Genomic DNA, 14,580 nt, shown 5'->3' on the forward strand with positions numbered 1-14,580 from the left:
CGGCCCGATACCTGCCCGAGCATCGCGCCACACATCTTGCCCTCTCCTCCGCCTTCGTCCCGTTTCGGCACGCGCGTCTGGAGCGCCGGCCGGCTGCTCGTGCTGGCGGTCGCGCTCGCGGTGACCTTCGGCGCGTTCTTCCTGACGGCGTTTCGCGTCACGAACCGTGCGCGCGAGGTGGCCGTGCCGGATCTGAAGGGCATGACGATCGCGGCCGCGACGACGGCGCTCGCCGACGAAGGCCTGGCGCTGAAGGTCGAGTCGCGGCGGGCCGATCCCAAGGTACCGGCCGACCGCATCCTCGCGCAGGAACCCGAGCCGGGCGCGGTGCTCCGGCGCCAGCGGACGGTCCGCGTGCGCGTGAGCGACGGGCAACGCGATCCGATCGTGCCGTCCGTCGTCGGTCAGGCCGAACGCACGGCGGAGATCGTGCTGGCGCAGGCGCAGATCGGCATCGCCAGCCGGTCTGAAATCCACGACGGCGAGTATCCGGCCGGCACCGTGATCGCGCAGGATCCGCCCGAGAAGCAGCGGGCCGGCCAGGTGAACCTGCTGGTCAACCGCGGGCAGGGCGGCGTCAGCTTCGTGATGCCGGATCTCATCGGCACGCCGGCCAGCCGCGTCGTGGACCTGCTGCGCCGCCGGGGGTTCCGCGTATCGGTGAGCGCCGACGTGCCCTATCCCGGCGTGCCGTCCGGCACCGTCGTCCGGCAGCGGCCGCAGCCCGGATTCCAGATCGGCGCCGGCGAGCCGGTGGTGCTGGAGGTGAGCCGGTGACCGTGCAGATCGCGCCGTCGATCCTCTCGGCCGATTTCGCGCGGCTGGGCGACGCGGTCACGCAGGCCGAGGATGGCGGCGCCGACCTCATCCACGTCGACGTCATGGACGGCCGATTCGTGCCGAACATCACCATCGGCGTGCCGGTTGTCGCGGCGCTCAATCGGGTGGCGCGCGTGCCGCTCGACGTGCACCTGATGATCGAGGATCCGGGGCGCTACGTGGAGGCGTTCGTCACGGCGGGCGCGGCCACGCTCACGGTGCACGTGGAGGTGCTGCCGCACCTGCACCGCACGCTCTCGGCCATCCGGGAGCTCGGCGCGCGGGCAGGCGTCGCGCTGAACCCATCCACGCCGGTCGAGACGATCGCCGACGTGATCGACCTCGTCGATCACGTGCTCATCATGTCGGTGAACCCTGGGTTCGGCGGTCAGACGTTCATTCCGCGCAGCCTCGACCGTGTCGCGCGGATGCGCGACCTGCTGACGGTCAACGGCAGCGACGCGAGCATCGGCGTCGACGGCGGTGTCGACGTGCACAACGCCGGCCGGCTGGTCCGCGCCGGGGCGACGGTGCTCGTCGCCGGCTCCGCCATCTACGGGTCGGCCGACGTCGCCGGCGCCATTCAGGCGCTGCGCCGGGCCGCCGCCGAGGCCTGAGCCGGTGCCCACGTCCACGTCGACGCTGCGCGTACGCTACGCCGAAACTGACCAGATGGGCGTCGTCTACCACGCGAACTACTTCGTGTGGTTCGAGATCGGGCGGACGGACCTGCTGCGCACCCTCGGCTGGACCTACCGGGAGATGGAAGCCTCGGGCGTCGCGCTGCCGGTCATCGAGGCGAGCTGCGTCTACCGCCAGCCGGTGCGCTACGATGATGAGGTGCAGATCGCCACGACCGGGACGCTGACGTCGCCCGCGCGCATGGAGTTCACGTACGAGCTGACCGTCAGCGGCCGGTCGGCCGTCGCGGCGACCGGGCGGACGGTGCACGCGGCGGTCGGCGCCGACGGCCGGCCGTGCCGGCTGCCTTCGCGCGTGCGGGAGGCCTTCGCGTGAAGGCGCTCGTCACCGGCGTCGCCGGCTTCATCGGATCGACCCTGGCGGCGCGTCTGCTCGACTCCGGCGCCGACGTCACGGGGCTGGACTGCTTCACCGACTACTACGCGCGCGCGCTGAAGGAGCACAACCTCGAGCCGCTGCGCGCCCGATCGGCGTTCCGGTTCGTCGAGGCGCCGCTGCAGACCGTGCCGCTCGAACCGCTGCTCGACGGCGTCACCCACATCTTCCATCTGGCCGCGCAGGCGGGCGTCCGCGGCAGTTGGGGCGAGCAGTTCCGCACCTACACGTCCCACAACGTCGACGCGACGCAGCGGCTGCTCGAAGCGGCGAAGGGCCGGGCGCTGCACCGTCTCGTGTACGCCTCGAGCTCGTCCGTCTACGGGGACGTCGCCACGATCCCGATGCGCGAGCACTCGGTGCTGCAGCCGGTGTCGCCGTACGGCGTGACCAAGCTGGCCGCCGAGCACCTCTGCTACCTCTACCACGTGAACCACGGCGTCCCGACGGTGTCGCTGCGGTACTTCACGGTGTACGGCCCCAAGCAGCGGCCCGACATGGCGTTCCACCGGTTCATCAAGGCCGCGCTCGTCGGCGAGCCCGTCACGCTCTTCGGCGACGGCGAGCAGACGCGCGACTTCACCTTCGTCGACGACATCGTGACGGCCACGTGCACGGCCGGCGACCGCGGCACGCCGGGCGGCGTCTATAACATCGGCGGCGGCACGCGCGTGACCATCAACCAGGTGCTCGACACGATCGGCCGAGTCACGGGACGCCCGCTGACCATCCGGCGGCTGCCCGCCGAGAAGGGCGACATGCGCGACACGTTCGCCGACACGACCCGCGCCAAGGACGAGCTGGGATTTCGGCCGACCCATACGCTCGACGACGGGCTGGCCGCCGAGCATCGATGGCTGTCCGGCGTGCTGGAGGTCCGTTGAGCGGCATGACGCGCATGACCCGATGGTCTCGATCGCTCGCGTTGCCGCTCGCCGCCGTGCTCGCCGCCTCGCTGGCCGCGTGCGTCGCGCCCGTGCGGATGCCGTCGCCCGGCGAGCGCGAACCGGACAAGTATCTCTTCGACCGAGGCACCGAGGCCCTGCAGAAGAAGCGCTGGCTCGACGCCCGCGAGTACTTCCAGCGCATCATCGACGCCTACCCGCAGAGCTCGTACCGCCAGGAAGCGCGGCTCGGCATCGGCGACGCGCACCTCGGCCAGGGTGGCTACGACCAGTACCTGCTCGGCGCCGAGGTCTTCCGGGAGTTCCTCCGGTTCTACCCGCTCAATCCGCGCGCCGACTACGCGCAGTACCGGCTCGGCTACTCGCAGTTCAAGCAGATGCTGTCGTCCGATCGCGATCAAACGCCGACGCTCGACACGCTGCGTGAAACGGACCAGTTCCTCCGCAGCTACCCGAACAGCGAGTACAAACCGGAGGTGCTGAAACTGCAGCGCGAGGCGCGCGAGCGGCTCTCGACGAGCGACATGCGCGTTGGCCTCCACTACTTCCGCAACCAGTGGTACTCAGGGGCGATCCCGCGCCTCCGATCGGTGATCGACGACGACCCCCAGTACTCGCGGCGCGATGAGGCGTACTACTACCTGGCCGAATCGTTCTACCGGGTGGGCCGGCCGAAGGAGGCCCTGCCGTACTACGAGAAGCTGCTGGCGGAGTACCAGGCGAGCGAGTTCCTGGACCGGGCGAAGGTGCGCGCCGAGGAGCTCAAGCGCTTACCCGATCCTGCGCCGGTTTCGGTGCTGGCCGCTCCGGGCTCGCCGGCGTCGGCCGCGCAGTGACGACCCCGTTGAACCGCCGCCAGTAGTCGACCGCCGAGACGAGCGCCGCGATCGTCGCGACCCACAGGGCCGCCTGGCCCAGCACGAAGAACTGCTGCATGTGCCGCGGCCCCAGGATGAGCAGCAGGATCGCGATCACCTGCGCCGCCATCTTGATCTTGCCGAGCGGCGAGGCCGGCAGGCTCTGCCCGCGCGCGTGGACCACGCTGCGGAGGACCGTGACGGCGAACTCCCGTCCGAGGATCACGGCCACCATCCAGGCGGGCGCGAGGCCCATCTGCACGAGCGAGATCAAGGCGGCCGTCACGAGCAGCTTGTCGGCGAGCGGGTCCATCCACTGGCCGATGCCGGTCACCTGCCCGCGGCGCCTGGCCACGTAGCCGTCGAGCCAGTCGGTGAACGACGCGACGCCGAAGATGGCGGCGCCGAGCATCTCGTTGCTGATGCCCATGACCTGCTCGTCGAATCCGGTGAGCAGCACGACGACGAGCAGGGGGACGAGAAAAATCCGTCCGAGCGTGAGCGCGTTCGGCAGATTCACAGGCGGCTCGGCTCAATATTACGGCATAAGGCGAAGGCGGCATCGCCGTTTGCTATGATTTCGGCCGGCATGAAAGCGATTTTGCTCGCCGGAGGGCAGGGCACGCGCCTGCGGCCGCTGACCCTCCACACGCCGAAGCCGGTCGTCCCGATCTTCGATCGTCCGTTCCTGCAGTACCAGATCGATCTGCTGCGGCAGGTGCCCGAGATCGACGAGGTCGTCCTGAGCCTCAACTACCAGCCGCGGCGGATCGAAGAGGTGTTCGGCGACGGCTCGGCGATGGGCATCGCGCTCCGGTACGTCGTCGAACCGCACCCGCTCGGCACGGGCGGCGCCATCCGGTTCGCGGCGGGCGACACGCGCGGCGAGCCGATCGTCGTCTTCAACGGCGACGTGTTCACGTCCGTCGATTTGCCGGCGCTCATCGCGCGGCACCGCGATCGGAAGGCGCGCGCGACGATCGTGCTCACGCCGGTGGAGAACCCGTCCGCTTACGGCCTGGTGGAGACCGACCACGACGGCAACGTGCTCGGCTTCATCGAGAAGCCGAACCCGGACGAAATCCGCTGCGACACGATCAACGCGGGGATCTACGTGCTCGAGCCCGAGACGCTCGATCGGATCCCGCCGAACATCTCGTACTCGATCGAGCGGGAGTTCTTCCCGTCGCTCATCCGCAACAACGAGACGTTCGTCGCCGAGATCTACCGCGGCTACTGGATCGACATCGGCACGCCGGAGAAGTACCGCCAGGCGCACCGGGACATCATGATCGGCCGGTTCGTGGCGCCGCCGTTCGCCGCCTCGCCCGGCGCGGCCGTCGTCTCGCCCGATGCGATCGTCGAAGACGACGTCACGATTCATGCGCCGTGCTTCATCGACGCCGGCGTGGTGCTGCGGCGAGGCGCGCGGATCGAGCCGCACACGGTCATCGGACCGCACTGTCAGATCGGCGAGGGCACGGTCGTGCGCGGCGCCATCCTCTGGCCGCAGACGGTCGTGGACGCGGGCGCCCGCATCGGTGCGGTGCTCGCCGGACGCGAGTGCCGGTTCGGCCGCCATGTCGACGTTGCCGACGGCGGCGTGTTCGGCGACGGAAGCCACGTCACCGACTTCTCGCGCGCGTGAACCGGGGCGCGGCCGCGGCCGCGCCCGAGACCACGGAGTTGCCCCGATGCCCATCTCTCCCTCGATCTTCAAGGCGTACGACGTCCGCGGCCTCTACCCGGCCGAGGTGAACGAAGGCGCCGCGCGCGCGATCGGCCGCGCCTACGTCGCGTACCTGAGCGCCGACCGGATCGCCGTGTCGCGCGACATGCGCGTGTCGTCGCCGTCGCTGGCCGCGGCCTTCATCGACGGAGCGCGCGAACAGGGCGCCACCGTCGTCGACCTCGGCATGTGCGCGACCGACATGATGTACTTCGGGGTCGCGAGCCTCGGCCTCGACGGCGGCGTGCAGATCACCGCGTCGCACAATCCCGGCGAGTACAACGGGATCAAGATGGTGCGGCGCGACGCCTTCCCGCTCTCGGGCGCCGAAGGCATCGGCGAGATCCGCGACATGGTGACGACCGGGCACGTCCCGGCGTCGAGCCGGCCCCGCGGCGGGATCGAGACGGTGTCGATCCTCGACGACTACGTCGCCCGCGTGCTGGGCTTCATCGACCCGGCCGTCGTCAAGCCGTTCAACGTCGTGCTCGACGCCGGCAGCGGGATGGGCGGGCTCGTCGTGCCACGGCTCTTCGACCGGCTGCCGTGCCGGACGACGAGGCTCTGCTTCGAGATCGACGGCACGTTCCCCAATCACGAGGCCAACCCGCTCATCGACGAGAACCGCGTGGACATCACCGAGCGGGTGATCGCCGAGAAGGCCGACATCGGGATCGCATGGGATGGCGACGCCGACCGCTGCTTCTTCCTCGACGGCGCCGGCGAGTTCATCTCGGGCGACTTCATCACGGCGCTGCTCGCCGAAGCCGCGCTCGCCAAGTCGCCCGGCTCGACGATCGTCTACGACGTGCGCGCGAGCTACGCCGTCAAGGACGTCGTCGCCGCGCACGGCGGCAAGGCCGTGATGAACCGCGTCGGCCACGCGTTCATGAAGCGGCGGATGCGCGAAGAGAACGCGGTCTTCGGCGGCGAGGTCACCGGCCACTACTACTTCAGGGACTTCTACTACGCCGACAACGGCTTCATCCCGGCGCTGCTGATCCTCGAGCTGATGTCACGCCGGAACATGACGCTCCGCGATCTGCTCGCGCCGCTGCGGGCGAAGTACTTCATCTCGGGCGAGATCAACACCCGCGTCGCCGACATGAGCCAGGTGGACGCCAAGCTGACCATGCTGGCCGAGCGCTACCGGCATGGGCACACCTACACGCTCGACGGGTTCTCGGCCGAGTTCCCCGATTGGCACTTCAACGTCCGCGGCTCGAACACCGAGCCGATGCTGCGGCTGAACCTCGAGGCGCTGACGCCGGAGCTGATGGCACAGAGACGCGACGAGGTGCTCGGGGTAATCCGAGGATAGCTCGGGCCGGCCCCTGGACCTGCTATGATCGCGTGGCCCGAGCGGGCTTAGCATAGTGGTAATGCTCTGGCTTCCCAAGCCAGCTAGACGGGTTCGATTCCCGTAGCCCGCTCCACTCCGCCAGCCGAGAACACCAGCACGAACAGCAGCCCGCCTGCGACGAGAGTGACGCGGTCACACGCCGCTCGCCACGGGCGGGATCGACATCGCCGCCGGGCTCGGCGAGCGCTCTTTTCGGACTGTGTCGACGAGGTCGCGGATGACCGCGACGATCCATTCCGGCTCGTCGAGAGGGATCCAGTGTCCGCTTCGCTTCGCGATCAGGTGCGCGCCCTGCGACGACAGGCGCGCGAGCGCATCCTGCTGGTTGACACGATAAGGGGATGGATCGGCGGCTGACAACGTGATGAGCGGCAGGTCGCCGTAGCCCGAGGCGGAGGCCTCCAGCGCTTCGCGGGCGCTCGTCGCGATCGAGCCAATCTGGCTGCCAAGCGCCTCGAAGAATCTGCGCCGCGCCCAGAATCGGTGGAGCGGCCGGCGGACCTCGGCGGGCAACTTCCAGAACGGCGACAGGATGTAGTCGATCTCGCCGCCGAGGCCGCCACGCGCCAACGTGTCGGCCAGCGCCCGGGCCGGCCGCATGGCACCGAGCCCCACGAGGATCGCGACGAGGTGCGACAGCCTGAACCGCGCGGCCGCGACGCCGTAGCGGCACAGCAGCACGCCCTTGTCGATGCGCGCCTGCTCCTTGGGCGCGGGATCGGCCCAATCCTCGGGATGCGCGGGATCGACGAGCACTACACCCGCGACGTCGCGCCGGTAGCGCGCGGCGAAGATCCGCATGACCAACCCGCCGTACGAGTGGCCCACGAGCACGTACGGCGGCGGCACGCCGGCAACCCGGAGCGCGGTGTGCAGCTCGTCGGCCGAGCGGCCGGCCGTGCGAGGCAGCGGACCGGCATCGCTCCAGCCGAAGCCGGCCCGGTCGTACGCAGCGGTTCTCGCGAACCGGCTGACCGACGGCTGCACGAAGGTCCAACTGATCGAAGATCCGCCGAGCGCCGCATCGAACACGACGGCAGGCCCGCGAGTTCCTTCCGTCGCGACGTGCAACCGGAAGCCGCCGACGTCGACGAGCCGTCCCGGTGCGGGCGGCATCCATCCCATCCACCGATAGTGACAGATTCAGGAGATCGAATCATCCGCGCAGCGGTCGGCGGGATCGGCGCAGCGCGAGATCGCATCAGCCATTCGCTCGTGGTGCGAGAGGAGCAGACCGGCAACGTTCTGTTGAAGCTGCTTCAGCCGATGCAGCCGCTCGTCCGCGTGTTCCGCGCGCTGCTCTTCCGGACAGGCGAAGTGCCCCGTCACGTGCACGATCCGCCATCGGAGCCGAGCCACGGCGCCGAAGACGAAGTGCCGCCATCCCCATCCAAGCTCGGCCTCCGCGTGCCGCACGAGCGGCGCGAGCCGGCGGTTCAGAAGGAACGGGCCGTACGAGTAGTCGCCATCCGCTCCCAGCACGTGCCCGCACAGACGATTGATCGCCTCCTCTGTCGTCCGCTGGGTCTGGGGAAACGTCTCGAACGCCGGCGGCGTTCGACAGGCCAGCACCACGCCGACGTCGTCGTCGTCGGGCGCCGCGGCGAGGAACCCCGCGAGATGTTGCTGAAAGAACGTGGCCTTGTCGGGCTCCGTGTAGAGCACGAAGCGGCCGTGCTGGCGCGCCGCCTCGTCCATCGCACGCCTCACCTGCCCGACGAGCCCCGGGCCCTCGGGCTCGACCATCCGCAGCGTCCGATGCGATCGCAGGAACTCGCGGAACGACGGGACCGACGCCCCGTCAGCGACGATGGTTGGCCATCCGTGCGCGGTCAGCAGCTCGAGCGCGCGCGAGAGCAGCGCTGCCTCCTGCTCGGTACGCGCGAGCGTCATCGTCGCGACGGCCAGATCGTCGGTCCGCATCGTGTGCGCTATCGCGCCGGCCCAACGGCGCCACCGCCGCGCCGCGGCCGGACCGAAGACAGGCCGAGCAGGGCCCGGCGCACCGGTCGACGGCGCGTCGCTCGCCCGTACGCCACTCGATGTCCCACTCGGGCACGGACTGCAAGACACACGCCCTGAAAACGGCGTGAGTTCCTTGGCACGGGAACGGAGATTTTCGCTGATCCAGGCGCGGCTTCACCCCGCATGCCCAATAACGGTCGCGGAAGAGCGTACAAGACGTTGGCCCGAGGACTGCAGCGGCGTCGGGCATGGCACCTCGAATCCTCGACTCCGACGTCATCCTCCAGCATGCCGCGCCGCTCGGTAATCGTGAGCCGCACGAGATCCAGCCCTACGGGCACCTGATCAAGTCCCCGATCGCTCTGCCGGAATCGGTGTGCCGCCAGAGCGTCGAAAACCTGAACCAACTGCTCGCCGATACGATGACGCTGGCCAGCCTGTACAAGAAACATCATTGGCAGGTCACGGGCCCGACGTTCTACCCGCTGCACTTGCTCTTCGACAAGCACCACGAGGCGCAGGACGCGCTGATCGACGTCATCGCCGAGCGGATTCAACTGCTCGGCGGCATCAGCGTCGCGATGGCGCCGGACGTGGCCGAGCTGACGATCATCCCCCGGCCGCCGAAGGGACGCGAGCCGGTCTCGACGCAGATTTCACGCCTGCTGCACGCGCACGAGGTGATTCTGCGTGAGGCGCGGGCCATGGCGCACATGGCCGGCGAGCAGGGCGACGACGGTACGAACGACTTGATCGTGAGCAGCATCGTGCGCACGAACGAGATGCAGGTCTACTTCGTGTCCCAGCACGTCGTCGATGTGCCGCTCGTGGAGCACGAAACGCACCAGCACGCTCAGAAGTGACGCGTGCGCGGAGCGGGCACGTGGACCTCGCCAGGGTTCGCTCCCCGGCCCTGGCCAGGTCCTTGCCCGCCTCCGAGCGTGTCAGTCCGATCGTCACTGCCATCCTCGTATTGCCCAGGCTTGTTGGGCGGGCCCTGGACTCCCCGATCGCGATCTCGATACGCCGGGCTCGTCTTGCCCGCGCGGCGGCGCCGGCTGCGATTCGTGGACCTCCGCGGTTTCGGCCGTGTCATCGTTCCTCCTGACATCCCATCGTGAGCACGTGACGGCGTCCAATCCCCGGAACGTGCTTCCACAGAAGAGCCACCAGGCGATACAGCGCTGACGCGATGGATGCACAGCCCGTGTCGCGCTGACCTCGCTTCGGACGCGGCGAGGCGCCGCGTCCGCGTGCCGCCCTTCACGTCAGTCCTCCTCACCGCCCCCGGTTTCCTCTTCGCCACCTTCCTCCTCGTCTTCTTCGTCCTCATCCTCGAACTCATCGTCGTCCTCGTCCTCGTCGTCGTCAGCCTCCGGTTCGTCCGGCGCGGTCAGCACGATGGTCCCGACCCAGCCCTTGATGCTCTCCCAATCGATCGGTGTGTTGGTCATGCCTTGGCTCCTCCGGCCCAAGCCTTGGCAAGAGCAATACCAGCGGCGCGGCGAAGCTTTGGTTCGCGTGCCTCACGGACGCGCCCAGCCTGAGCAACAATCGTCTGTGGCGAGAGGCGTGCCCGACCTCAACGCGCTCATCAGCGGTCTGCTGCGCGACCTGGCGTCGGTGCAGGCGGACAAACCGAAGCAGTGGGGCTACAAGGGCGCCGCTGCCGTCATCCAAGAACTCGACGCACAGGTGACCGACCTCATCGATCGCGAAGGGCGGCTGCAGGCCATTCCGTTCGTCGGCCCGGCGTCGTTGCGGGTGATCAACGAGGTCATGGCGACGGGACGATCCGAGCTCGTCGAGCGGGCGGTCCAGAGCAGCGGCCGCACGGCGGACGTGGAGCGCCGCCGTGCGCTGCGCGGTGGCGTGCTCAGCCGCGCCGAAGTCGTGCGCGTGCTTCGCCTGCCGTTGCGCGGTGTCGTGCGCACCGCCGACTATCGTGGCGATCTTCAGATGCACTCGACGTGGAGCGATGGCGCCGAGCCGATTCGGGCGCTCGCCGGCGCCTGCGCAGCACGCGGCTACGAGTTCATGGCCGTGACCGATCACTCCAAGGGCCTGCCGATCGCCGGCGGGTTGTCCGACGCCGAGCTGCAGGCGCAGCATCGCGAGATCGACGCGCTGAACGGTGAGGATGCGCTGAGCTGCCGAATCCTCAAAGGGCTGGAAGCGAACATCCTGCTCGACGGCAGCCTCGATGTGTCGCGTGCGGACTGCCACGGCGTCGAAATCGTCCTGGCCGCCCCTCACGCCAAGCTCAGAACGCCGGCGGACCAGACGGAAAGGCTCGTGAACGCGGTTCGCACGCCGTGGGTACACGTGCTGGCGCACCCGCGCGGCCGGATGGCCGGCTCACGACCGGGCGTCACGGCCGATTGGGATGCGGTGTTCGAGACGGCCGCCCGCAGCCACGTCGCCGTCGAGCTCGACGGCGATCCCGCCCGGCAGGACCTCGACCACGCTCTCGCCGCCCGCGCTCTCGCGGCGGGCTGCACGTTCGCCCTCGACAGCGACGCCCACTCCAGCCGTCAGCTCGGCTATGCCGACACTGCCCTTGCGCACGCTCGCCTCGCTGGAATTCCCGCGGACCGCATCATCAACTGCTGGCCGCTCGAACGGCTCCTCGATTGGCTGGAACGATGAGGGCCTGGCCCACGTTTTGCTGACGTACGCCGCCATGGCAGCGCGCTCGAGCTGGAAGGGATCGCTGAAGCTCAGCCTGGTCACGATCCCCGTCCGTGCCTACCCTGCGACGAATCCCGGCAGCGACGTCTCGTTCCATCAGCTCCATCGGAAGTGCCACACCCGCATCCAGTTGAAGAAATGGTGTCCGCACTGCCATGAGGAGGTTGGAAAGGACGACATCGTGAAGGGCTACGAGTCGTCCAAGGGCCAGTACGTGATCGTCGAAGAGGAGGAGATCGCGCGGCTGCGGCCCAAGTCGTCCGGGCTCGTCGACGTCTCGCACGTCGTCGATGCCGCCGCGGTCGATCCGATCTTCATCGAGCGCGCGTACTACCTGGCGCCTGACGGCAAGGCGGCCGGGCCGGCGTTCGCAGTCGTTCGCGCCGGGCTCGACGGGCGCGCCGCGATCGGCCGGGTCGCGCTCCACGGCCGCGAGTACCTCGTCGCCGTGACACCGCGTGAGAGCGCGCTCATCCTGTACACCCTGCGGACCGCCGGCGAGGTTCGCGACATGGACGACGTCGAAGAGCTGTCGTCCGCAGCGAAGGCTCGGCCCGAGGAAGTGAAGCTCGCGCGGCAGATTCTCGACAGCTTCGAGTCCACCGCTGATCTCTCGACGTTCGTGGACAACTACGAGGTCGCGCTGAAGCAAATGCTCCGGACGAAAGGCACGAAGGCCGTTTCGGAACCCGAAGCGCCGGCCAAGCCGGCCCGCGTCGTCAACCTCATGGATGCGCTGCGGCAGAGCCTGGAGCGCGTCAGCGCCGGCAAGAAGCCTCCCGCGGTGGCGCGGCCGAAAGCCACCACGAGCCATGCGGCCCGTCCGGCCGGAAAGCACGTGGAGCGGCGTTCGCGGCGCGCCAGTTGAGCGCTTTCGCCCGCACGGCTATCCGGTCGCGCGTTCGTGCGCGGTCAACCGGTCGACCATGTCGCGAAGTGCGCGCGCGTTTCGTCGCAGCTCTGGATCCCGGCTACTGAACGATGCGGAATGGCAGCAGACGCCGTTCGGTGTCGTCCCCGCGGCCGGCGACGACCTCGAGCACGTAGTCTCCCGGCGCCAACTGGGTCAACGCAAACGTCGTGGACATCGTCGGCGTTCCGGCGGTCACGCCATCCGTGAGGGTCAAGGTCACGGGCGTCGGCTCGCCGGTACGTCTGAGCAGGCGCGCGGTGCGGCGATCGGCAGGCTGTACGACCGCCCATTCGACGAAGAGCCGTTCGGACCGCGAGAACTGGTACTCGGCGGTGGGTTGCAGGGGCGAGCGCGCCGATCCCTGCCCACGCCACACGCGGGCGGCACCGAGCCACGCCCCGCCCGTCGACGCCTGGGCGGCGTCCTCGAGCACTGCGCCCTCCGCCCGGATCTTCACGGCGGCACGGAACGGACCGCGGCTCGCCGGGAGGGGCTGGCCGGCGGCATCGTTCAGCGGAATGCCGACCATCACGGCCCTCGTGCCCTTCTCGATGCGGCCGGCCGCGGTGCCGACGAGGGCGCCGGCGCTGTCCGTAACCGCGACGTCCACGTCCGCGCCGGCCGTCCACTTCGCCGCGTATTCCCGCGACGAGATCTCGGCGACGACCGCAACGAAGCCGCGCTGCGCCGAGGCGCTCACGAACGTTCGCCGGCTCTCGAGCGCACGGCCGAGGGCGGTCACGGCGGCATCGACCGGCGCGTCGAAAGCCGGCGCTTCACCCTTGACCATGTCGGGCGGACCGGGCGCGACGTACGACCGCCGGAAGCGCAGGCTGACGCCGCCACGGCGCACCTTGACGTCGAGCTTGTGCGGCTTGCCATCGCGCGGCGCGGCCGGCTCGAACCCGATGAGATAGTAGGAAGCGTTCTCCGCAAGGACCTGGCGCACGCCACTCTCGAGCTGCGCGTAGCCGATCGCGCGGCCGCCCGTGTTCTCGGCGAGCGCCAGCAGCGTGCCCTGTCCGCTGCGGTCGACCGGGCCGCCGACGTCGAAGCCGAAGATGCCGATGCCCGCCGCCTGCGCCGCGCGGATGAGATCTTCGAGCCGATCGGCCGTCGAGGAGAGCCAGCGCCGCGCGAAGTCCACCTCCGGCGGCAGGCCCACGTACACCACCACCTTCTTCTGCTGCGGCATTTGGTCCATGTAGCCGATCACCTGTCGCAGCGTTGCGATCATGCCGACGCGGCCGCGCGCCGTCTGCATCAGCGCCATCGCCTCGGCTTCCCCGGGAGGACGGAACTGCTCGATGGCGGCCGTCAGCTTCGACGACATGTTCGTGAAATCGGGGTAGCCTCGCAGGTCCCGCGTCAGCACGACCGCGCCGAAGTCCTTCGGACCGAGCGACTGCACGATCTGCCGGGCGACCTTCTTGGCCTCGGGGATGTAGATCGAATTGCCGGCCGGCGTGCTCGCGTTGCCGAACGGCAGCCCGAAGTCGTCCAACACGATCGCGACGAGGCGGCGGTCGGCGAACTGCGGCGCGCTCAGATCGGGCGCCGCGATCTCGTCCGCCATCACGATCGGCCCATCGCGCGCCGGGACCTCGACTTCCGAGAACTGCACGATGCGCTGGGGCGTCCCGTCCTCGAGAAGCGTGAAGTCATCGGCCGACAGGCCACGGACCGGCTGCCGATTGCGGTCCACCACGGCGATGCCGAGCTCGATCAGCTCGACGCCGCTCCGGAACACCGGAGGACGCTGCTCGCCCTGCGCCAGAGCGATCGTGGCGCCCGCGGCCGCCAGCCCGATCGCGGCCCACGACGTCGAACGGCGCGGCATCGGCATCCCTTCCCTACCGCGGCGAGGGCACCTCGATCAGATCCTCGGCCGCCGCGGTACCCTCGAGGTAGCGCACGAAGCGGTTCTGATCGTTCACGACGATCATCTGCGGGTCGACCGGCTCATCGGTCAAACAGAACGCGGCGACGATGATCCGGTCGCCGGGACTGAAATGGTGCGCGGCCGCACCGTTGACGATGACGGCGCCGGAGCCGGCGGCGAGCGGGATCGCGTACGTCTCGATCCGCCGGCCGTTGTTGACGTTCCAGACGGCCACCTGCTCGCCGCGCACGATGCCGGTCAGGTCCATGAGCGTGGCGTCGATGCCGATGCTCCCCACGTAGTCCAGGTCCGCGGCCGTGACGATCGCGTGATGGATCTTGGACTCGCAGATGACCCGCAGCTTCATACCAGCCATTGT

The 14,580-nt window shown here is 69.3% G+C and carries 16 protein-coding genes and 1 tRNA gene; 11 read left to right on the forward strand and 6 right to left on the reverse strand.

Features of this window, described 5'->3' with window-relative positions; all coding sequences use genetic code 11:
* Window positions 1–36: 36 nt before the first annotated feature.
* From IT184_08875 to bamD, 5 genes are read left to right on the forward strand one after another with little or no spacing between them, the layout of a single operon-like run.
* Window positions 37–777: a PASTA domain-containing protein gene (locus tag IT184_08875; protein ID MCC7008915.1), complete on the forward strand. Its 741-nt coding sequence runs from the start codon at window positions 37–39 to the stop codon at window positions 775–777.
* Window positions 774–1,436 (forward strand): ribulose-phosphate 3-epimerase, encoded by a 663-nt coding sequence (locus tag IT184_08880; GenBank protein ID MCC7008916.1) that lies wholly within the window; start codon window positions 774–776, stop codon window positions 1,434–1,436. The genes IT184_08875 and IT184_08880 overlap by 4 nt, the downstream gene beginning before the upstream one ends.
* A 55-nt stretch (window positions 1,437–1,491) precedes the next feature.
* A complete protein-coding gene (locus tag IT184_08885) occupies window positions 1,492–1,836 on the forward strand; it encodes an acyl-CoA thioesterase (protein MCC7008917.1) in 345 nt (114 codons plus the stop codon).
* The gene (locus IT184_08890) at window positions 1,833–2,780 is read left to right on the forward strand and encodes an NAD-dependent epimerase/dehydratase family protein (protein MCC7008918.1); all 948 of its coding nucleotides are present in this window, start codon (window positions 1,833–1,835) and stop codon (window positions 2,778–2,780) included. Before IT184_08885 ends, IT184_08890 begins: the two co-directional genes overlap by 4 nt.
* 14 nt (window positions 2,781–2,794) lie before the next feature.
* Window positions 2,795–3,637 carry an outer membrane protein assembly factor BamD gene (bamD, locus tag IT184_08895; protein MCC7008919.1) on the forward strand — a complete coding sequence of 281 codons (843 nt, stop codon included), beginning with the start codon at window positions 2,795–2,797 and terminating at the stop codon, window positions 3,635–3,637.
* Here bamD and pgsA read toward each other — a convergent pair.
* Window positions 3,564–4,178 carry a CDP-diacylglycerol--glycerol-3-phosphate 3-phosphatidyltransferase gene (gene pgsA, locus IT184_08900; GenBank protein ID MCC7008920.1) on the reverse strand — a complete coding sequence of 205 codons (615 nt, stop codon included), beginning with the start codon at window positions 4,176–4,178 and terminating at the stop codon, window positions 3,564–3,566. The genes bamD and pgsA overlap by 74 nt on opposite strands.
* Before the next feature lie 69 nt (window positions 4,179–4,247).
* Here pgsA and IT184_08905 point away from each other — a divergent pair, with 69 nt between their 5' ends.
* The 3 genes from IT184_08905 to IT184_08915 all read left to right on the forward strand — a co-directional run bounded on the left by IT184_08905 (window position 4,248) and on the right by IT184_08915 (window position 6,823).
* Window positions 4,248–5,306, forward strand: a complete 1,059-nt coding sequence (locus IT184_08905) for an NDP-sugar synthase (protein MCC7008921.1) — start codon at window positions 4,248–4,250, stop codon at window positions 5,304–5,306.
* Between the two features lie 46 nt (window positions 5,307–5,352).
* Window positions 5,353–6,708: a phosphomannomutase/phosphoglucomutase gene (locus tag IT184_08910; GenBank protein ID MCC7008922.1), complete on the forward strand. Its 1,356-nt coding sequence runs from the start codon at window positions 5,353–5,355 to the stop codon at window positions 6,706–6,708.
* 41 nt (window positions 6,709–6,749) lie between these two features.
* Window positions 6,750–6,823 (forward strand) — tRNA-Gly (locus IT184_08915).
* A 59-nt stretch (window positions 6,824–6,882) separates the two neighbouring features.
* Here IT184_08915 and IT184_08920 read toward each other — a convergent pair.
* Entirely contained in the window at window positions 6,883–7,866 is a 984-nt protein-coding gene (locus IT184_08920; protein ID MCC7008923.1) for an alpha/beta hydrolase, read from the reverse strand.
* A gap of 27 nt (window positions 7,867–7,893) precedes the next feature.
* A complete protein-coding gene (locus IT184_08925; GenBank protein ID MCC7008924.1) occupies window positions 7,894–8,673 on the reverse strand; it encodes a hypothetical protein in 780 nt (259 codons plus the stop codon).
* Window positions 8,674–8,963: 290 nt separating this feature from the next.
* Between IT184_08925 and IT184_08930 the strand changes: the two genes are divergently transcribed.
* Window positions 8,964–9,578: a DNA starvation/stationary phase protection protein gene (locus IT184_08930; GenBank protein MCC7008925.1), complete on the forward strand. Its 615-nt coding sequence runs from the start codon at window positions 8,964–8,966 to the stop codon at window positions 9,576–9,578.
* A 405-nt stretch (window positions 9,579–9,983) separates the two neighbouring features.
* Here the strand turns inward: IT184_08930 and IT184_08935 are convergent, their stop codons facing one another.
* Window positions 9,984–10,169, reverse strand: a complete 186-nt coding sequence (locus IT184_08935) for a hypothetical protein (protein MCC7008926.1) — start codon at window positions 10,167–10,169, stop codon at window positions 9,984–9,986.
* 106 nt (window positions 10,170–10,275) lie between these two features.
* Here IT184_08935 and IT184_08940 point away from each other — a divergent pair, with 106 nt between their 5' ends.
* Both IT184_08940 and IT184_08945 read left to right on the forward strand, forming a co-directional pair.
* On the forward strand, window positions 10,276–11,364 hold the full coding sequence (locus IT184_08940) for a PHP domain-containing protein (protein ID MCC7008927.1): 1,089 nt from the start codon (window positions 10,276–10,278) through the stop codon (window positions 11,362–11,364).
* Between the two features lie 34 nt (window positions 11,365–11,398).
* Window positions 11,399–12,274 carry a Ku protein gene (locus IT184_08945; GenBank protein MCC7008928.1) on the forward strand — a complete coding sequence of 292 codons (876 nt, stop codon included), beginning with the start codon at window positions 11,399–11,401 and terminating at the stop codon, window positions 12,272–12,274.
* 103 nt (window positions 12,275–12,377) lie between these two features.
* On the opposite strand, the gene IT184_08950 is transcribed toward IT184_08945, so the two are convergent.
* Together IT184_08950 and IT184_08955 are read right to left on the reverse strand one after the other, a co-directional pair.
* On the reverse strand, window positions 12,378–14,159 hold the full coding sequence (locus tag IT184_08950; protein MCC7008929.1) for a VWA domain-containing protein: 1,782 nt from the start codon (window positions 14,157–14,159) through the stop codon (window positions 12,378–12,380).
* Between the two features lie 13 nt (window positions 14,160–14,172).
* Window positions 14,173–14,568: an aspartate 1-decarboxylase gene (locus IT184_08955; GenBank protein ID MCC7008930.1), complete on the reverse strand. Its 396-nt coding sequence runs from the start codon at window positions 14,566–14,568 to the stop codon at window positions 14,173–14,175.
* Window positions 14,569–14,580 lie beyond the last annotated feature (12 nt).

It is taken from the genome of Acidobacteriota bacterium, from assembly GCA_020853395.1.
Lineage (GTDB): Bacteria > Acidobacteriota > Vicinamibacteria > Vicinamibacterales > SCN-69-37 > JADYYY01.